Source organism: Enterobacter sp. KB-221C9, from assembly GCF_041320715.1.
Classification (GTDB): Bacteria; Pseudomonadota; Gammaproteobacteria; order Enterobacterales; family Enterobacteriaceae; genus Enterobacter; species Enterobacter asburiae_D.
This window is the reverse complement of sequence record NZ_JBGIWG010000004.1, coordinates 208,654-227,781: the sequence shown is the minus strand read 5'-3', so window position 1 is coordinate 227,781 and position 19,128 is coordinate 208,654. Positions and strand designations below refer to the sequence as shown.

The window sequence follows — 19,128 nt, the reverse complement described above, 5'->3', positions numbered from 1 at the left end:
AAAGCCTTACCCTGCCTACAGAAGAGTGTGTTTAACCGCCGTGCAGACGACGCGCGTCAATCACATCCGGCACCTGGTTCAGTTTGCCGAGCACGCGGCCCAGCACCTGCAGGTTGTAGATTTCGATAGTCATATCGATGGTGGCAAGCTGCTCGCGGGTATCGCTGCGGCTGGCGACGCCCAGCACGTTGACCTTCTCGTTGGCGAGAATGGTCGTGATGTCGCGCAGCAGGCCGCTGCGGTCGTTGGCAGTGACGCGCACCACCAGCGAATAGCCAGCGGAATAGCTCTCACCCCAGACCGCTTCCACGATGCGCTCCGGCGCATGCGACTGCAGCTCGGCAAGCTGATCGCAGTCGGAACGGTGAATCGAAATCCCGCGTCCCTGGGTGATAAAGCCGACGATATCGTCGCCCGGGATCGGCTGGCAGCAGCGGGCAATGTGGTGCATCAGGTTACCGACGCCTTCAACCACCACGCGACCGTTGTCTTTGCTGCGCTGCTGCGGCGCATAGGTTTTCTGCTGCAGCTGCTTCAGCGCCGCCGCGTCCTGCTCTGCCGCGCTTGGCTTATTGAACTGCGCCTGCAGGAAGTTCACCATCTGATTCAGACGGATATCACCGCCGCCAATGGCCGCTAACAGCTCGTCAAGCTCGTTGAAGTTGTAGCGCGGCAGCAGGAATTTCTCCGCCTCTTTCAGGCTTATCCCGATATGCTCCAGCTCGTCGTCAAGGATCTGGCGACCGGCAAGGATGTTCTTGTCGCGGTCCTGTTTACGGAACCAGGCGTGAATTTTCGAGCGCCCGCGGCTGGTGGTGACGTAGCCCAGGTTAGGGTTAAGCCAGTCACGGCTCGGGTTAGGTTGCTTCTGGGTAATGATTTCAATCTGGTCACCCATCTGCAGTTGATAGGTGAACGGTACGATGCGTCCGCCGATTTTCGCCCCGATGCAGCGGTGTCCCACATCGCTGTGGATGTGGTAGGCAAAATCAAGCGGCGTAGAGCCCGCAGGCAGGTCGACAACATCCCCTTTCGGGGTAAAGACATAGACGCGGTCGTCAAAGACCTGGCTGCGCACTTCGTCGAGCATCTCGCCGGAGTCGGCCATCTCTTCCTGCCACGCAATCAGCTTGCGCAGCCAGGCAATGCGGTCTTCGTGGCCAGAACGCGCCCCGCCGGAGGTACCTTCTTTGTATTTCCAGTGCGCGGCCACGCCCAGCTCGGCGTCTTCGTGCATCTGCTTGGTGCGGATCTGAATCTCGACCGTTTTGCCGCCAGGGCCAAGCACAACGGTATGGATAGACTGATAGCCGTTCGGTTTGGGGTTGGCGACATAGTCATCGAACTCATCGGGGAGATGACGGAAGTGAGTGTGTACTATCCCCAGCGCGGCGTAGCAGTCCTGCAGACGCTCCGCCACGATACGCACGGCGCGCACGTCAAACAGCTCGTCAAAGGCGAGGTGTTTCTTCTGCATTTTGCGCCAGATGCTGTAGATATGCTTAGGCCGCCCGTAGACTTCGGCGCGCACGTTCTCTTCTTTCATCGCCTGGCGCAGGCCGCCGACAAATTCCTCGATATAGTGCTCGCGATCGATACGACGCTCATGCAGGAGTTTGGCAATACGTTTATATTCCGCCGGGTGCAGGTAGCGGAAGCAGTAATCTTCCAGCTCCCATTTCAGCTGACCGATCCCTAAGCGGTTTGCCAGCGGCGCATAGATGTTTGTACACTCTTTGGCGGCCAGCACGCGCTCGTCTTCCGGCGCATCCTTCACCTCACGCAGGTGGGCAATACGTTCGGCAAGCTTGATGACCACGCAGCGGAAGTCATCTACCATGGCCAACAGCATCCGGCGAACGTTATCGACCTGTTCAGAGGAGACGGAATCGGTATGGGCAGCTTTAAGCTGGCGGATAGCCGCCATATCGCGCACGCCGTGGATCAGCGCGACGACGGATGTCCCGACGCTGTCGCGCAGCACGTCTTCGCTGACCACGTCCGCATCCGCGAGGGGGAAGAGAAGCGCGGCCTGCAGCGTTTCGATGTCCATGTTCAGCATGGACAGGATTTCAACCATCTCCACGCCGCGCCACAGGAGAAGATCGGCGTCCGAATGCCCCTGCGTGGTGCGCAGACAATAGGCCCAGGTTTCGGTTAAGCGTTCACACGACTGCTGGCTGGAAATTCCCAGACTTGCGATCCATTTTTGTGGGTCAAACTCCCCAGCTTTATTGAGATGTGCACTTCTTACCGCAACCATTGTCCTCTCCTTTAGGGACCAGGGCCTGTCGAAGTCGACAAGCCAAACAAATTAGATGTGCTCGAACAACACCATCGATTCCAGATGACCAGTGTGCGGGAACATGTCCAGCATTGCCAGACGCTGAATCTGGTAACCCGCGCTGATTAATGCCTCACTGTCCCGGGCAAGCGTTGCCGGGTTACAGGAAACATAGACCACACGCTTCGGCGCGAGTTTAATAATATGTGCCATTACACCCGGAGCACCGGCACGCGCCGGGTCGAGCAAAATTTTATCAAAGCCCTGTTTTGCCCACGGCTGTTGGGTGACATCTTCCTCAAGATTTTGATGAAAGAATGTCACATTTTGCAAGCCGTTCTGCTGTGCGTTCTCCTGCCCTTTAGCCACCAGCGCCTCAACGCCTTCCACGCCGACGACGCTGGCCGCTTTTCGCGCCAACGGCAGCGTGAAGTTGCCCATTCCGCAAAACAGATCGAGCACCCGATCGCTTTTCTGAACATCCAGCCACGTCAGCGCTTTCTCAACCATCTGCTGGTTTACGCCATCATTCACCTGAATGAAATCCCGCGGGCTGAACGTTAAGCGTAGCCCGTTTGACGCATACCAGGGCGCCTCACCGGTAACCTGCTCAAGTATCTCGCTTTGTGGTGCAAGGAAAAGCGCCAGGTCGTGGGAATGCGAAAAGCGTTCCAGTTTTTCGCGATCTTTTTTCGACAGCGGCGCGGTATGGCGCAGGACCATCAGCGGTCCATTGTTGGCCATGACCAGCTCGACGTGCCCGAGGTGGCGAACGCCGTCCAGCCCGGAGAGACAGGTGCGCACTTCAGGAAGCAACGCCTCAAGATGGGGCACCAAAATAGGGCACTGCTTCACATCGACGATGTCACTGGAGCCGGCCTTGCGAAACCCCATCTCCAGCCGCGCCGTTTTGGGCTGATAGCTGAGGCTCAGGCGCGCGCGGCGGCGATAGCCCCAGGGTTCGTCCGCGAGGATCTCGTTAACGTCATGTTTAAGCTGACGCGCCAGCGCGCGGCTTTTGCTTTTTTGCTGTAATTCTGTGCTCGCATGCTGTTGCTGGCAGCCCCCGCAAACGCCAAAATGTGGGCAGCGGGGCTTCACGCGCTCCGGGCTATCGTTGAGGCGATGCTTAACCTGTCCGCGCGCGAACTGGCGTTTATCTTCCGTCAGCGTAATTTCTGCTCGTTCTGTAGGCAGTAAACCTGTTATAAACAGAGCCTTACCATTGTGACGTGCCACTCCCTGACCAAACGGATCGAGGTCCGTGGCTTCAACAGTGATGATTTGACGCGTCGTCACGCGTCGCTTTGCAGAGTAGAATTGCGCCATCGCCGAGATTTTTCTCACATAAACATAATTATCTTAATTGTCCCATAACGGAACGCCATGACCAACTACAGCCTGCGCGCGCGCATGATGATTTTGATCCTCGCCCCCACCGTTCTCATCGGTTTGCTGCTGAGTATCTTCTTTGTGGTGCACCGCTATAACGATTTGCAGCGACAGCTGGAGGATGCAGGCGCCAGCATTATCGAACCGCTTGCCGTTTCCAGCGAGTACGGCATGAACCTGCAAAACCGCGAATCCATTGGTCAGTTAATCAGCGTACTCCACCGCCGCCACTCGGACATCGTACGCGCCATTTCCGTTTACGACGAACATAACCGCCTGTTTGTCACCTCGAATTTCCATCTCGATCCGGCGGCTCTGAAGATCCCGGACGGTACGCCGTTCCCGCGCCACCTCACCGTGTTGCGGCGCGGCGATATCATGATCCTGCGCACGCCGATCGTATCGGAAAGCTATTCACCCGATGAGTCCGCGCAATCCGACGCCAAATCCAGCAACAATATGCTGGGGTACGTGGCGCTGGAGCTGGATCTCAAGTCGGTCCGGCTACAGCAGTACAAAGAAATCTTCATCTCTGGCGTGATGATGCTGTTCTGCATTGGCATTGCGCTGATCTTCGGCTGGCGCCTGATGCGCGACGTGACGGGCCCCATCCGCAACATGGTTAACACGGTTGACCGCATCCGCCGGGGACAGCTCGACAGCCGGGTGGAAGGGTTTATGCTGGGCGAGCTGGATATGCTGAAAAACGGCATCAACTCGATGGCCATGTCGCTGGCGGCGTATCACGAAGAGATGCAGCACAACGTTGACCAGGCGACGTCGGACCTGCGCGAAACGCTGGAGCAGATGGAGATCCAGAACGTTGAGCTGGACCTGGCGAAAAAACGCGCTCAGGAAGCGGCACGTATTAAGTCGGAATTCCTGGCCAATATGTCGCACGAGCTGCGTACGCCGCTCAATGGCGTGATCGGCTTCACCCGCCTGACCCTGAAAAGCGAGCTCAACCCGACTCAGCGCGATCACCTGCACACCATCGAACGCTCGGCCAACAACCTGCTGGCGATCATCAACGACGTGCTGGACTTCTCCAAGCTGGAAGCGGGCAAGCTGATCCTCGAAAGCATTCCCTTCCCGCTGCGCAGTACGCTGGATGAGGTGGTGACGCTGCTCGCGCACTCGTCGCACGACAAAGGACTTGAGCTGACGCTCAACATTAAAAACGACGTGCCGGATAACGTTATTGGCGATCCGCTGCGTCTGCAGCAGGTCATTACCAACCTTGTCGGGAATGCCATTAAATTCACCGAAAGCGGTAACATCGACATTCTGGTAGAAAAACGCTCGATCAGCAGCAATAAGGTCCAGATTGAAGTCCAGATCCGCGATACCGGCATCGGTATTCCGGAGCGGGATCAGTCGCGTCTGTTCCAGGCGTTCCGCCAGGCGGATGCCAGTATCTCCCGCCGTCATGGCGGTACCGGCCTGGGGCTGGTGATCACGCAACGTCTGGTGAACGAGATGGGCGGCGATATCTCTTTCCACAGCCAGCCAAACCGCGGCTCAACCTTCTGGTTCCACATTAACCTGGATCTCAATCCGAACGTACTGACCGATGGCCCGGTGACGGACTGCCTGAAAGGCAAGCGTCTGGCCTACGTCGAACCTAACGCGGCGGCGGCGCAGTGCGCGCTCGATATTTTAAGCACCACGCCGCTGGAGGTGGTCTACAGCCCAACCTTCTCAGCGCTTGCCGTTGAGCACTACGACATTCTGCTGATGGGGATCCCGGTCACCTTCACCGGCGAACTGACCATGCAGCAGGAGCGGCTGGCGAAAGCCGCCTCAATGACCGACTACCTGCTGCTGGCGCTGCCCTGCCATGCCCAGCTCAATGCTGAAGAGTTGAAAAATGACGGGGCCGCCGCGTGTCTGCTGAAACCGCTCACCGCGACCCGCCTGCTGCCCGCGCTCACGGAGTATTGCCGTCTTAGCCAGCATGCCCTCCCGCTGATTGACGATGAGCAAAAATTACCGATGAGCGTGATGGCGGTGGATGATAATCCGGCCAACCTGAAGCTCATTGGCGTATTGCTTGAAGACCAGGTTCAGCATGTGGAGCTTTGCACCAGCGGCGCGCAGGCGGTTGAACAGGCTAAGCAAATGCAGTTTGATTTGATACTGATGGATATTCAAATGCCGGGCATGGATGGCATTCGGGCCTGCGAGCTGATCCACCAGCTGCCGCATCAGCAGCAAACGCCGGTCATTGCGGTCACCGCGCACGCGATGGCCGGTCAGAAAGAGAAGCTGCTGAGCGCCGGAATGAATGATTATCTGGCGAAGCCAATCGATGAAGAGAAACTTCATAACCTGCTGTTACGCTATAAGCCGGGTCATATTGGCGGGACGTACACGGTATCCAGCGAGCCGGTTGAAATCAGCGTCAACCAGAACGCGACCTTTGACTGGCAGCTTGCCCTGCGCCAGGCGGCAGGTAAACCCGATTTGGCCCGCGAAATGCTGCAAATGCTGGTCGCGTTTCTGCCGGAAATTCGCAATAAGGTGGAAGAGCAGCTGGTGGGTGAAAACCCGGAAGATCTGCTGGACGCGATCCACAAGCTGCACGGCAGCTGCGGTTACAGCGGCGTGCCGCGGCTGAAAAACCTTTGCCAGCTGCTGGAGCAGCAGCTTCGCGCCGGTACGCCGGAATCGGAGCTTGAACCGGAGTTCCTGGAGCTGCTGGATGAGATGGATAACGTAACGCGGGAAGCGATGAAGGTGCTGGGTAACTGAGGTAAAAGCCCGGTGGCGCTACGCTTACCGGGCCTACAATTGCGGGTGCGGCCTGATGCCCTCTCCCACGGGGAGAGGGAGAACTACATTCCCTGCCCCACCTTCAGCACCGCCGCGATATTCCTTGCGGTCATCCTGACGTTCTCGCTGGCATTTTCCAGCGCGTCTTCCAGTGAGCAGATCGTGTAGATCACGCTAAACACCGCATCAATGCCGTGATCGTGTACCACGCCAACGTCCGCCGTCAGGCTTCCTGCAATGCCGATGACGGGTTTGTTAAAGCGTTTCGCCACTTTCGCTACGCCCACAGGGACTTTGCCGTGGATCGTCTGGCTGTCGATGCGACCCTCTCCCGTGATCACCAGATCCGCATCGGCCACCTGGTCAGCCAGGTGTAGCGCATCGGTCACGATCTCAATGCCCTGGCGCAGCTGCGCGCCGCAAAAGGCGTACAGTGCGGCCCCCATGCCCCCCGCCGCGCCGCCGCCAGCAAGGTTTAGCACATCAATATCCAGATCCCGGGCAATGACCCTCGCATACTGTGCCAGCGCGTTGTCCAGGGTAGCGATCATCTCGGGAGTAGCCCCTTTTTGCGGGCCAAATACGGCTGACGCGCCATCCTTTCCGGTGAGCGGATTCGTCACATCACAGGCGACTTCTATCCGGCACTCCGCCAGACGGCTGTCCAGCCCGCTCAGGTCGATACGCGCGAGTTTTCCCAGCTCGCCCCCGCCCTGTCCAAGGGGCTGCTCGCTGGCGTCCAGAAGCTTTGCCCCCAACGCCTGCACCATCCCTGCTCCGCCGTCATTGGTGGCGCTGCCGCCAATGCCGATGATGATATGCTTAACGCCAGCATCCAGCGCGTGACGGATAAGTTCGCCCGTGCCCCACGAGGTGGTTTTCAGGGGATTACGCTGCGAAGGGACGACCAGCTCCAGGCCGCTTGCCGCCGCCATTTCAATAAAGGCACTCTGCTCGTCACCGGATAAGCCATAAAATCCGTCCACGCGCTCACCCAGCGGGCCGGTCACCGGAACGTGCACAATGCGTCCCTGCGTTGCCGCGATCATCGCCTCAACCGTTCCTTCGCCACCGTCCGCGACCGGCAGTTTGACGTAAACCGCCTCGGGAAAGATCTCGCGAAAACCACGTTCTATCGCTGTCGCAACCTCAAGCGCACTCAAACTTTCCTTATACGAGTCCGGTGCGATAACAATTTTCATAAGCCATCCTTACGCATAGTCGTTACGTTAAGCATACACCACGTAAAAGACCGCTCGTGGGAGCGGTCCCAATGCGTTTATCGTACCATGCACGGACGTTTATTGTCGAATGTCCAGTCCGGGATCAGGTACTGCATCGCCATCGCGTCGTCGCGCGCGCCCAGACCGTATTTCTGATACAGCTCGTGGGCCTTCATGACCTGGTCCATATCCAGCTCAACTCCCAGCCCCGGGGTGGAAGGCACCTGCACCATGCCACCTTTGATCTCAAACGGCTGCTTAGTCAGACGCTGGTTACCTTCCTGCCAGATCCAGTGCGTGTCGATAGCTGTAATCGTGCCCGGCGCGGCGGCGGCAACGTGCGTGAACATCGCCAGCGACACGTCGAAGTGGTTGTTAGAGTGCGAGCCCCAGGTCAGGCCAAACTCGTGGCACATCTGCGCCACGCGCACCGACCCCTGCATCGTCCAGAAGTGCGGGTCCGCCAGCGGAATGTCGACAGACTGCAATGACAGGGTGTGTCCCATCTGACGCCAGTCGGTCGCAATCATATTGGTCGCGGTCGGCAGCCCCGTTGCGCGGCGGAATTCCGCCATGACTTCACGTCCTGAGAAGCCTTGCTCAGCCCCACACGGATCCTCAGCATACGCCAGCACGCCCTTCAGCTGCTTACCAATTTTGATCGCTTCATCAAGCGACCATGCGCCGTTCGGATCCAGCGTCACGCGCGCCTGCGGGAAACGTTTTGCCAGCGCGGTGACGGCTTCCGCCTCTTCCTCACCGGCCAGCACGCCGCCCTTCAGTTTGAAATCATTGAAGCCATATTTTTCGTAAGCGGCTTCCGCCAGGCGCACCACCGCATCCGGGGTCATCGCCTCGTCGTGGCGGAGTCGGTACCAGTCGCATTGTTCATCCGGCTGGCTCTGATAAGGCAGTGGCGTCAGCCTGCGGTCGCCAACAAAGAACAGATAGCCCAGCATTTCCACTTCGCTGCGCTGCTGGCCCTCGCCCAACAGCGACGCAACGTTAACGCCCAGATGCTGGCCCAGCAGATCCAACATGGCGGACTCAATCCCGGTCACCACGTGAATGGTGGTGCGCAGATCGAAGGTCTGCAGGCCACGCCCTCCGGCATCGCGATCGGCAAAGGTGTTGCGCACGGTGTTGAGGACATTTTTGTACTCACCCAGCGTTTTGCCCACCACCAGCGGAATGGCATCTTCCAGCGTTTGGCGGATCTTCTCCCCGCCCGGAATTTCGCCCACGCCCGTATGGCCGGAATTGTCTTTGATGATGACAATGTTGCGGGTAAAGAATGGCGCATGCGCGCCGCTCAGGTTCATCAACATGCTGTCATGGCCCGCAACCGGAACGATCTGCATGGCGGTGACTACAGGGGTAGAAAAAGTACTCATCGTTCAATCCTTTTATCAGTGACGTCCGAAAACAGGGCGCTTACGGTCAAATGTCCAGCCGGGGATCAGGTACTGCATCGGGCCCGCGTCGTTACGCGCGCCGCCCGGCAGCTTTTTATACGCCTCATGGGCTTTATGGATCTGATCCCAGTCAATCTCCACGCCCAGGCCCGGCGCATCCGGTACGGCAATCTTGCCATTGATGATTTCCAGCGGATTTTTCGTCAGGCGAGCTTCCCCTTCCTGCCAAATCCAGTGGGTGTCGATGGCGGTCGGGTTACCCGGTGCCGCCGCGCCAACGTGGGTAAACATCGCCAGCGAAATGTCAAAGTGGTTGTTCGAGTGACAGCCCCAGGTCAGCCCCCAGTCATCGCACAGCTGCGCCACGCGCACTGCGCCTGAAAGCGTCCAGAAGTGCGGATCCGCCAGCGGAATGTCGACGGCGTTCAGCATCACCGCGTGACCCATTTCACGCCAGTTGGTAGCGATCATATTGGTCGCTACAGGCAGCCCGGTGGCGCGGCGGAACTCGGCCATGACTTCACGGCCCGAGAAGCCCTGCTCCGCGCCGCAGGGGTCTTCCGCATAGGTCAGGACATCCCCCAGCCCTTTGCACAGGCTAATCGCTTCATCCAGCAGCCATGCGCCGTTGGGATCGACGGTGATCCGTGCATCCGCAAAGCGTTTTTTCAGCGCCCGGACCGTTTCAATCTCCTGCTCGCCGGGCAGCACGCCGCCCTTCAGCTTGAAATCCTTAAAGCCGTAGCGATCCTGCGCCGCCTCGGCCAGCCGCACCACCGCGTCGCTGGAGAGCGCTTCCTGGTGGCGCAGCTGATACCAGTCGTGATCGCCCGAGGATCGCGACAGATAGGGGAGATCGGTCTTATTTCGATCGCCAATGTAGAACAGATAGCCCAGCACGGTAACCGCATCGCGCTGCTTGCCTGGCCCCAGCAGCTCGCAAACCGGAACATTGAGCGCCTTACCCAGTAAATCGAGCAGGGCGGCCTCCAGGGCGGCGACCGCGTTGACCCGCAGTTCAAACGTCCAGGCACCTTTACCGAACGTATCAAAGTCTGCCGACTGATTGCCCTTATGCACCCGCTGAACCACCTTGTTCAGACGGGCGACCTCCTGGCCTACGACCTGCGGAATGGCATCGACCAGCGTCTGGTAAATCACCTCTCCGCCAGGGGCCTCTCCCACGCCGGTATTCCCTGCGCTGTCTTTCAGCACGACGATATTACGGGTAAACCAGGCGTTATGCGCACCGCCAATATTGAGCAGCATGCTGTCCTGCCCGGCCACCGGGATGACCTTCATCTCCGTGACGGTTGGACTCGATTGCGTTGTCATCATCCACGCTCCGCAACAGGTTTAAGTTCGACGCGTTTGATATCCCCCACCAGCACCAGGTAACTCAGCACCGCCACCAGCGCATGCACACCCACGTAGATCAGCGCACCGTTGAAAGAGCCGGTGGTGCCGACGATGTAGCCGATAGCGATTGGCGTAACAATCCCGGAGATGTTGCCGAACATGTTGAACAGCCCGCCGCTCAGGCCGCTGATCTCTTTCGGCGCCGTATCCGCCATCACCGCCCAGCCCAGCGCGCCAATGCCTTTGCCGAAGAAGGCCATCGCCATAAAGCCGATGATCATCCATTCGGCATTGACGTAGTTACAGAACACCATGGTCATGGAGAGCAGCATGCCGAGCACAATCGGCGTTTTACGCGCGATGTTCAGTGACCCCGTGCGGCGCATCAGCCAGTCGGAAATCACCCCGCCGAGCACGCCGCCGACGAAGCCGCAGATTGCCGGGACCGAGGCGACAAAGCCCGCTTTCAGAATCGACATGCCGCGAGCCTGCACCAGGTACACCGGGAACCAGGTGATGAAGAAGTAGGTTAAGGCGTTAATACAGTACTGGCCCAGATAGATGCCGATCATCATGCGCGAGCCGACGAGCTGCTTGATCTGCGCCCATTTCTGGCTGAACGGGACTTTTGCTTTTGCGGATTTCTGATCCATATTGATCAGCGCTCCGCCTTCCGCGATGTACTCCAGCTCCTTTTTGTTCACGCCAGGATGCTGGTTGGGTTCGTGGATCACTTTCAGCCAGACGAAGCTGATGACGATCCCAAGCCCGCCCATGAAGAAGAATACGTGCGACCAGCCTACCTCATGCGTCAGCCAGCCCATGATTGGCGCGAAGATCACCGTTGCGAAGTACTGTGCGGAGTTGAAAATCGCCACCGCCGTTCCCCTCTCCTGCGCCGGGAACCATGCCGCCACAATGCGGCTGTTCCCCGGGAAGGAAGGCGCTTCCGCTAACCCCACCAGGAAGCGCAGCGTGAAGAGCGCCACGATAATGCCGAAGCCGCTGAAGATATCGACGAAACCCTGCAACAGGGTAAACATCGACCAGATAAAGATGGACCAGAAATAGACGCGTTTAGATCCAAAACGGTCCAGCAGCCAGCCGCCAGGAATTTGCCCGATGACGTAGGCCCATGAGAATGCGGAGAAAACGTAACCCATGCCCACGGGATCAAGGCCGATATCTTTTGCCATTTCCGAACCGGCAATTGACAGCGTGGCGCGGTCACCATAGTTAAAGGACGTGACGATAAACAGCATCACCACTATCCAGTAGCGGGCGTTGGTGCGCTTTTCAGCGCTGCTCGCTGCGTGGCTTAATGTACTCATTGTTGCACTCCTGAAACATAGCTTTCGCCTGGTTCATTCTGTACAGCACCGGTAGGGTAATCAGAATGAGACTTGTGTTTTGTCGTTTTGGTACGGCCTGAAGCCGTTTTATAGTGACCGGGAAAGTATATGAAGGAGTGCCTCTTCTCCTCACCGTGCAAAAACACAACATTGCAGGAGGAAGAAGACGTAATTTGGGGCATAAGCCTAATGGAGTGGAAGGTGGTTCACGGAATTGGCGTTTGGCGCGGTATGTAGCGCCGGGTGGCGGTTCCGCCTGACCCGGCCAGGAAAACCCGTAGGCCCGCGCAAGCGAAGCGCCGCCGGGCAGCGTGTTATTTGAGAAGTGAGGCCCAGTTCTCCACCCACGGGTTTGATTCGCTTTCTGGCTCCGGGTGCTCCCCGGCATCAATCAGCAGCATCTCGCCGACGCGCTGGGCGCTCTGTTCCTGCAGGAGCGCATCGAACTGCTTGCCGCCGCCGCAGAAGTTGGCGTAAGAGCTGTCGCCCAGGGCAATGATGCCGTAGTGCACGTTCGGCTGATAGCCAAGCTGGTCTTTAATGCCCTGGAACAGCGGCACGATGCTGTCCGGCAGATCGCCCTGCCCGGTGGTGGAGGTCACCACCAGAATGTATTTATCTTGATACTTTTCCCAGTCCGCCAGTTCCGGGTCTTCATAGACCGTGGCTTTATGGCCCTGGCCGGCGAGTATTGCCTCAGCCTCTTCCGCTACCAGCAGCGAGTTGCCGTACATTGTGCCGACAAAAATGCCTACTTCAGCCATGATATTTTCCCATAATGAATGCGTTTACCGTTCATCCTGAACGTTGCCCGATACAAACTCAACCCTTTCATTTTCGGGGAGCTGTCCCAGCCAGCCAAACTGTGACAGCGCCTGCATCCAGACGTCGTCCAGCCCCGCACGGAGAGTCAGCGGTTCGCCGGTAAACGGGTGCGTCAGGCTCAGCTCGCTCGCGTGCAGCATCAGACGATGGCAGCCAAAGTGTTCGGCCGCGCTGCGGTTCTGGCGCAAATCACCGTGTTTGCTGTCGCCAATAATCGGGTGGCGCAGGTGCGCGAGATGGCGTCGCAGCTGGTGCTTACGCCCGGTTTTAGGCAGAAGCTCAACCAGGCTGTAGCGTGTGGTCGGAAATTTGCTGGTTGCCACCGGCATTTCGGTCGTCGCCATGCCGCGATAATCCGTTACTGCGGGCTGCGGACCTTTGTCATCGCGGGCAAATTTATCGGCGATTTTGTCCAGTTCCTCCACCAGCGGGTAGTCCAGCGTGGCGGACTCGGTCAGCCAGCCACGGACGATCGCATGGTAGCGCTTTTGCATCTGGTGCTGTTCGAACTGCTGTGACAGCAGGCGTCCCGCCTCGCTGGAAAGCCCCATCAGCAGCACGCCGGAGGTCGGCCTGTCGAGACGATGGGCGGTAAAAACATGCTGACCAATCTGGTCGCGAACGGTCTGCATCACCACCACTTTCTCATCACGATCGAGCCAGCTGCGGTGTACCAGCCAGCCTGACGGTTTATTTACCGCCACCAGCCACTCGTCTTGATAGAGGATCTCAAGCGTCATGCATCTTCACCGGCAAACAGGGTATCCAGTTTTTCCAGTTCGACCAGCATCACGTCGCGCGCGGGGTGCGTCGCCTCAAGCGCCATTTCATAGTAGGGAGAGACAGCAAACGCCTGCGGCAGCGGGTGACCGCCCTCAAGCAGGGCGTGCATGCGCGGAATTAACACCCACTGCAGCCACTCAAACGGGGCCAGCGTATCCAGGCAGAAGGGCTGGGTGCTCGCGAACGCTTCTGGCTGCGGCGCGGTCTCCTGCCACAGCTGATGTTGGCGCAAAAGGGCTTCGATGGCGTGCAACTGGGCACGAACGCTATCGTGTTGCGTCATAGTAACCTCAACTGAAAAAGTGAACGGCGCGCAGCATAGCATTGCGGAAGGCAGAAATAAAAAAAGGGAGCACTGTAAAAACAGTGCTCCCGGTTCGTTCCGCAGCATTCCAGCTACAATTCGTGCTCCCTGCTCATCCGTGACAACTTTTCCTGAAGCCCGAAGGCCTGGTCATCCGTAAACCGCTGCATCCTGCACACATCTTCCTGACATGTTTGTTTCATCCTGAAACGTCCTGGCCTTCCTGACCCACCGACCATCCTGACCGGCTCTCGTTCTCCTTCCTGGAGGTGTCCCTTACGCATCCTGCGTTATCCACTTTGCTTCATCCTGAAGCCTTCCTGCTGCGTCATCCTGACGAGTCCTGTGTGAGAAACGTCATCATCCTGATGTTCGTTTTTCGTGTCGGCGTCCTGTCGACGGAGATAGAATCCGCTATTCCGCTTCGTCTTACAACCCACCCTTTCGGGGTTGTAAGCCGTAAGAAATCCCTAAAAACAATGCAGTGAAGCATTAATCCATTGAAAAATAGAGTGATATTAATCTGAATTAAATAAGGTAATACTGAATGTTCCAGCGATCTCTCACAAACCTTGTAAGAGATCTCTCACACGCGCTATAGCATCATGGATTACAGAAGTGGCTCAAGTCGGGTGAGGAAATCCGCAAGAGAGGGGGCGAGAGTCTCGCGATTGCGGGTACCGATAGTCTCTTTAACCACTTCACCTGACAGGTTGCAGACGGATAACACATCCAGTTCACTGTCCAGCGTGGCAATAAAGAGCGTCGGAGAAAGCTTAAGGCGTTTTTGCGTGACCAGATGACCAATCAGGTTTTCCTGAACACGCTGCAGATCGTCTTCGCTCCAGGTCTGCAACAGCGTCAGCGTGATATCAGCAAAGCGCGCGGGCATATCCCCTGCGAACTGCGTGGTATAAAACGCGTGAACCGCTGGTTGTATCACAATGTCCATCGCCCGTTCAACCGCATTTACATTTTGCTCGCCGGTATTGGGCTTCGGCTGCCAGATAACGTAGTCGTCGAGCGAAGAGATAATGCACGGCGAGGGTACGCCATATAAATCAGCACTTTGCGGCCACGAGCCCTGCTTTTCATGCCATGCGTCGCAATAGCGGGTCGTGAAGGTAGTGAGGGCATTTGCAGTTTCGATGTCCACCGATTTCTCTCTTCTTGTCAGACAGGATAAACTCAGCCCATAAGTGTACCTGTAAAGTGGCTATGAAACATGTCTTACGAAAATCATCAGGCGTTAACCGGCTTAACGCTGGGTAAATCGACCGATTACCGCGATACCTACGATGCAGGCCTGCTGCAGGGCGTGCCGCGCAGCCTGAATCGCGATCCTCTGGGTCTGCATGCGGACGCATTGCCATTTGTCGGCGGCGATATCTGGACGCTGTACGAACTCTCCTGGCTCAACGCACGCGGTCTGCCGCAGGTGGCCGTGGGCCACGTTGAGCTGGATTACGCCAGCGTTAATCTCGTCGAGTCCAAAAGCTTTAAGCTCTATCTCAACAGTTTTAACCAGACAAAATTCAACAGCTGGGACGACGTTCAGCACACCCTGGAACGTGATTTAAGCGCCTGCGCGCAGGGAAAGGTAAGCGTTTCACTGTATCGCCTGCACGAGCTGGAAGGGCAGCCGGTCGCCCACTTCAACGGGACCTGCATCGACGATCAGGATATTGAGGTGGATAATTATGAATTCAGCGCCGATTACCTCGAAAACGCGGCGAGCGGAAAGGTGGTCGAAGAGACGCTGGTCAGCCATCTGCTGAAATCCAACTGCCTGATCACCCACCAGCCGGACTGGGGCTCGGTGCAGATCCAGTACCGCGGCCCGAAAATCGACCGGGAAAAATTGCTGCGCTACCTGGTGTCGTTCCGCCATCACAACGAATTCCACGAGCAGTGCGTGGAGCGCATCTTTAGCGATATTCAGCGTTTCTGCCAGCCAGAAAAACTGAGCGTTTATGCGCGCTACACTCGCCGCGGCGGGCTGGACATTAACCCGTGGCGCACCAACACCGATTTTGTGCCAGCAACAGGACGGCTGGTGCGTCAATAATATAAATATTTTCACAATATGCGCGGTATCTTCCGCGCTTTAGGTTGTGAAACGTCACGCGGCAGGGCTATTGTAATCAACAGGGAAAGACGATAATCGTCCCGTAAGGAGCTCACTTGATTACACATATTAGCCCGCTTGGCTCAATGGATATGTTGTCGCAGCTGGAAGTGGACATGCTTAAGCGCACGGCCAGCAGCGATCTTTATCAACTGTTTCGTAACTGTTCACTTGCCGTACTGAACTCCGGAAGCCTGACAGATAACAGTAAAGAACTGCTGTCCCGCTTCGAAAGCTTTGATATCAACGTGCTGCGCCGCGAGCGTGGCGTGAAGCTTGAAGTCATCAACCCGCCGGAAGAGGCCTTTGTCGACGGGCGCATCATTCGTTCACTTCAGGCTAACCTGTTTGCCGTGCTGCGTGACATCCTGTTTGTTAACGGGCAGATCCACAACGCAGGCCGTTTCCAGCATCTCGACCTGGAAAGCTCGGTCCATATCACCAACCTGGTGTTCTCCATTTTGCGTAACGCCCGTGCCCTGCACGTTGGTGAAGCGCCGAACATGGTCGTTTGCTGGGGCGGTCACTCCATTAACGAAACCGAATACCTTTATGCGCGTCGGGTAGGAACGCAGCTCGGCCTGCGCGAGCTGAACATCTGTACCGGCTGTGGTCCAGGTGCGATGGAAGCGCCGATGAAAGGTGCCGCAGTGGGGCACGCGCAGCAGCGTTATAAAGAGGGGCGGTTTATCGGCATGACCGAGCCGTCAATTATCGCCGCTGAGCCGCCTAACCCGCTGGTTAACGAGCTGATTATCATGCCGGATATCGAGAAGCGTCTTGAGGCGTTTGTCCGTATCGCCCACGGCATTATCATCTTCCCGGGCGGCGTGGGGACAGCGGAAGAGCTGCTCTACCTGCTGGGTATTCTGATGAATCCGGCCAACAAAGATCAGGTTCTGCCGCTGATCCTGACCGGGCCAAAAGAGAGCGCCGACTACTTCCGCGTGCTGGACGAGTTTATCGTGCACACGCTGGGTGAAGCCGCGCGTCGTCACTATCGCATCATCATTGACGATGCCGCAGAAGTGGCGCGCCAGATGAAGAAAGCGATGCCATTGGTGAAAGAGAACCGTCGCGATACCGGCGATGCGTACAGCTTTAACTGGTCAATTCGCATCGCGCCAGACCTGCAGATCCCGTTCGAACCAACGCATGAAAATATGGCGAACCTGAAACTCTACCCGGACCAGCCGGTGGAAGTCCTGGCTGCCGATCTGCGTCGTGCCTTCTCCGGGATTGTGGCGGGCAACGTTAAAGAGATGGGCATCCGCGCCATTGAACAGTACGGGCCGTACAAGATCCACGGCGACCCGGAGATGATGCGCCGTATGGACGATATGCTGCAGGGCTTCGTCGCTCAGCACCGCATGAAGCTGCCGGGCTCCGCCTACATTCCTTGCTACGAAATCTGCACCTAACGCTTAGCAGCGTCTCATCAAAACCGGGTCGCCCTCTCGCGCGTCCCGGTTTTTTTTTACCGAAGCAATTCATAGGCATCTCTTATGACTTTTACAAACTATTCACAAACGCAAACGATTACCTTCTTTTTACAACCGTGAGTTATCAGCCTTAATCCAAATTACCCGCCAGAAAATCCTAAAAACTCATTTCTTTACAGCTAAAGACACCTATATCGCGGGTCAGTCTTTCAGCTCACATGTCGTTGATGGTAGCCTTCGCGCCCGTAAATTCTCTTTGATGTTTTTTTAACAGATAAATGGTCTAAAGATGCCCACATCATAAGTGGATTATTGCATTTGGGATCACGATCACTGATAGATTCATAACTAGAATGTATCTTTCCGCCCGCCAATAGTTACGGGCGAAAATTATTAAAAAACCGTCACTGAACGAATTTCATATTACCGTCAGGCACTTTTTCATCGGATTTGACTAAAAAACCTGACAATTCGCTTCCTCCAGGAGATATAGATGGAAACCACTCAAACCAGCACCGTTGCTTCGATTGAATCCCGAAGTGGTTGGCGCAAAACGGATACCATGTGGATGCTTGGCCTTTACGGCACGGCAATCGGCGCTGGTGTACTGTTCCTTCCTATCAACGCAGGCGTCGGCGGTCTGATCCCGCTGATCATTATGGCTATCATCGCTTTCCCGATGACCTTCTTCGCACACCGCGGTCTGACCCGCTTCGTGCTGTCCGGTAAAAACCCGGGCGAAGACATCACTGAAGTGGTTGAAGAGCATTTCGGCGTTGGCGCAGGTAAACTGATTACCCTGCTCTACTTCTTCGCGATTTACCCTATTCTGCTGGTCTACAGCGTGGCGATCACCAACACCGTTGAAAGCTTCATGATGCACCAGCTGCACATGACGCCGCCTCCGCGTGCGATTCTGTCTCTGATCCTGATTGTGGGCATGATGACCATCGTGCGCTTCGGTGAGCAGATGATTGTGAAAGCAATGAGCGTACTGGTCTTCCCGTTCGTTATTGCTCTGATGGTGCTGGCTTGCTACCTGATCCCGCAGTGGAACGGCGCAGCGCTGGAAACCCTGTCCCTGAGCAGCGCATCGGTAACCGGTAACGGCCTGCTGATGACCCTCTGGCTGGCGATTCCGGTGATGGTGTTCTCTTTCAACCACTCCCCAATCATCTCATCTTTCGCTGTTGCGAAACGTGAAGAGTACGGTAATGGCGCAGAGAAGAAGTGCTCCAGCATCCTGGCACGCGCTCACATCATGATGGTGCTGACCGTGATGTTCTTCGTCTTCAGCTGCGTACTGAGCCTCTCCCCGGTGGATCTGGCGGCAGCAAAAGAGCAGAACATCTCTATTCTGTCTTACCTGGCAAACCACTTTAACGCACCTGTTATTGCGTGGATGGCGCCTATCATCGCGATTATCGCCATCACCAAATCCTTCCTGGGCCACTACCTCGGCGCACGTGAAGGCTTCAACGGTATGGTGATTAAATCTCTGCGCGGTAAAGGCAAGAGCATTGAAATCAACAAGCTGAACAAAATCACTGCACTGTTCATGCTGCTCACCACCTGGGCGGTAGCAACGCTGAACCCAAGCATCCTGGGCATGATTGAAACCCTGGGCGGCCCGGTCATTGCGATGATTCTGTTCCTGATGCCGATGTACGCGATTCAGAAAGTCCCTGCGATGCGTAAGTACAGCGGTCATGTGAGCAACGTCTTTGTAGTTATCATGGGTCTTATCGCAATCTCTGCGATCTTCTACTCCCTGTACACCATGTTCTAATTATCACCCGCGCCGTCTTCGGACGGCGCACTCCTCCCTCTCTGACTGAAAGCAATG

At 56.8% G+C, this 19,128-nt stretch carries 14 protein-coding genes; 4 read left to right on the top strand and 10 right to left on the bottom strand.

Going from position 1 to position 19,128, the window contains the following annotated elements:
• Window positions 1-31: 31 nt before the first annotated feature.
• Window positions 32-2,263, bottom strand: a complete 2,232-nt coding sequence (gene relA / locus AB8846_RS07255) for a GTP diphosphokinase (protein WP_331411371.1) — start codon at window positions 2,261-2,263, stop codon at window positions 32-34.
• A 51-nt stretch (window positions 2,264-2,314) separates the two neighbouring features.
• On the bottom strand, window positions 2,315-3,613 hold the full coding sequence (gene rlmD, locus AB8846_RS07250; RefSeq protein ID WP_370732400.1) for a 23S rRNA (uracil(1939)-C(5))-methyltransferase RlmD: 1,299 nt from the start codon (window positions 3,611-3,613) through the stop codon (window positions 2,315-2,317).
• 57 nt (window positions 3,614-3,670) lie between these two features.
• Here rlmD and barA point away from each other — a divergent pair, with 57 nt between their 5' ends.
• Complete coding sequence (gene barA, locus AB8846_RS07245; protein ID WP_063144722.1) at window positions 3,671-6,430, top strand: two-component sensor histidine kinase BarA; 2,760 nt, start codon at window positions 3,671-3,673, stop codon at window positions 6,428-6,430.
• 83 nt (window positions 6,431-6,513) lie between these two features.
• On the opposite strand, the gene AB8846_RS07240 is transcribed toward barA, so the two are convergent.
• The 8 genes from AB8846_RS07240 to syd all read right to left on the bottom strand — a co-directional run bounded on the left by AB8846_RS07240 (window position 6,514) and on the right by syd (window position 14,868).
• Window positions 6,514-7,653, bottom strand: a complete 1,140-nt coding sequence (locus tag AB8846_RS07240) for a glycerate kinase (protein ID WP_370732399.1) — start codon at window positions 7,651-7,653, stop codon at window positions 6,514-6,516.
• Window positions 7,654-7,730: 77 nt separating this feature from the next.
• Complete coding sequence (gene gudD, locus AB8846_RS07235) at window positions 7,731-9,068, bottom strand: glucarate dehydratase (RefSeq protein WP_370732398.1); 1,338 nt, start codon at window positions 9,066-9,068, stop codon at window positions 7,731-7,733.
• Window positions 9,069-9,083: 15 nt separating this feature from the next.
• Window positions 9,084-10,424, bottom strand: a complete 1,341-nt coding sequence (locus AB8846_RS07230) for an enolase C-terminal domain-like protein (RefSeq protein ID WP_370732493.1) — start codon at window positions 10,422-10,424, stop codon at window positions 9,084-9,086.
• Window positions 10,424-11,779 (bottom strand): galactarate/glucarate/glycerate transporter GudP, encoded by a 1,356-nt coding sequence (gudP, locus tag AB8846_RS07225; protein ID WP_023309021.1) that lies wholly within the window; start codon window positions 11,777-11,779, stop codon window positions 10,424-10,426. The genes AB8846_RS07230 and gudP overlap by 1 nt, the downstream gene beginning before the upstream one ends.
• 335 nt (window positions 11,780-12,114) lie before the next feature.
• Window positions 12,115-12,564, bottom strand: a complete 450-nt coding sequence (locus tag AB8846_RS07220; protein ID WP_063144719.1) for a flavodoxin — start codon at window positions 12,562-12,564, stop codon at window positions 12,115-12,117.
• 24 nt (window positions 12,565-12,588) lie between these two features.
• Window positions 12,589-13,365: a tRNA pseudouridine(65) synthase TruC gene (truC, locus tag AB8846_RS07215; protein ID WP_370732397.1), complete on the bottom strand. Its 777-nt coding sequence runs from the start codon at window positions 13,363-13,365 to the stop codon at window positions 12,589-12,591.
• Window positions 13,362-13,691, bottom strand: a complete 330-nt coding sequence (locus AB8846_RS07210; protein WP_063144717.1) for a YqcC family protein — start codon at window positions 13,689-13,691, stop codon at window positions 13,362-13,364. The genes truC and AB8846_RS07210 overlap by 4 nt, the downstream gene beginning before the upstream one ends.
• A 631-nt stretch (window positions 13,692-14,322) precedes the next feature.
• Window positions 14,323-14,868, bottom strand: coding sequence for a SecY-interacting protein (gene syd, locus AB8846_RS07205; protein WP_370732396.1), 546 nt, complete (start codon window positions 14,866-14,868; stop codon window positions 14,323-14,325).
• Between the two features lie 69 nt (window positions 14,869-14,937).
• Between syd and queF the strand changes: the two genes are divergently transcribed.
• The 3 genes from queF (at window position 14,938) to AB8846_RS07190 (ending at window position 19,071) form a co-directional block, all read left to right on the top strand.
• Window positions 14,938-15,780 carry an NADPH-dependent 7-cyano-7-deazaguanine reductase QueF gene (gene queF, locus AB8846_RS07200; protein ID WP_370732395.1) on the top strand — a complete coding sequence of 281 codons (843 nt, stop codon included), beginning with the start codon at window positions 14,938-14,940 and terminating at the stop codon, window positions 15,778-15,780.
• A 116-nt stretch (window positions 15,781-15,896) separates the two neighbouring features.
• Window positions 15,897-17,261 (top strand): nucleotide 5'-monophosphate nucleosidase PpnN, encoded by a 1,365-nt coding sequence (gene ppnN / locus AB8846_RS07195; protein ID WP_023309027.1) that lies wholly within the window; start codon window positions 15,897-15,899, stop codon window positions 17,259-17,261.
• A 514-nt stretch (window positions 17,262-17,775) separates the two neighbouring features.
• On the top strand, window positions 17,776-19,071 hold the full coding sequence (locus AB8846_RS07190; RefSeq protein WP_063144713.1) for an HAAAP family serine/threonine permease: 1,296 nt from the start codon (window positions 17,776-17,778) through the stop codon (window positions 19,069-19,071).
• The last annotated feature ends 57 nt before the right edge of the window (window positions 19,072-19,128 follow it).

Bases quoted from the DNA above. Each gene is read 5' to 3' on its own strand.
- relA (WP_331411371.1), bottom strand. From the start codon at position 2,263: ATGGTTGCGGTAAGAAGTGCACATCTCAATAAAGCTGGGGAGTTTGAC.
- rlmD (WP_370732400.1), bottom strand. From the start codon at position 3,613: ATGGCGCAATTCTACTCTGCAAAGCGACGCGTGACGACGCGTCAAATC.
- barA (WP_063144722.1), top strand. From the start codon at position 3,671: ATGACCAACTACAGCCTGCGCGCGCGCATGATGATTTTGATCCTCGCC.
- AB8846_RS07240 (WP_370732399.1), bottom strand. From the start codon at position 7,653: ATGAAAATTGTTATCGCACCGGACTCGTATAAGGAAAGTTTGAGTGCG.
- gudD (WP_370732398.1), bottom strand. From the start codon at position 9,068: ATGAGTACTTTTTCTACCCCTGTAGTCACCGCCATGCAGATCGTTCCG.
- AB8846_RS07230 (WP_370732493.1), bottom strand. From the start codon at position 10,424: ATGACAACGCAATCGAGTCCAACCGTCACGGAGATGAAGGTCATCCCG.
- gudP (WP_023309021.1), bottom strand. From the start codon at position 11,779: ATGAGTACATTAAGCCACGCAGCGAGCAGCGCTGAAAAGCGCACCAAC.
- AB8846_RS07220 (WP_063144719.1), bottom strand. From the start codon at position 12,564: ATGGCTGAAGTAGGCATTTTTGTCGGCACAATGTACGGCAACTCGCTG.
- truC (WP_370732397.1), bottom strand. From the start codon at position 13,365: ATGACGCTTGAGATCCTCTATCAAGACGAGTGGCTGGTGGCGGTAAAT.
- AB8846_RS07210 (WP_063144717.1), bottom strand. From the start codon at position 13,691: ATGACGCAACACGATAGCGTTCGTGCCCAGTTGCACGCCATCGAAGCC.
- queF (WP_370732395.1), top strand. From the start codon at position 14,938: ATGTCTTACGAAAATCATCAGGCGTTAACCGGCTTAACGCTGGGTAAA.
- AB8846_RS07190 (WP_063144713.1), top strand. From the start codon at position 17,776: ATGGAAACCACTCAAACCAGCACCGTTGCTTCGATTGAATCCCGAAGT.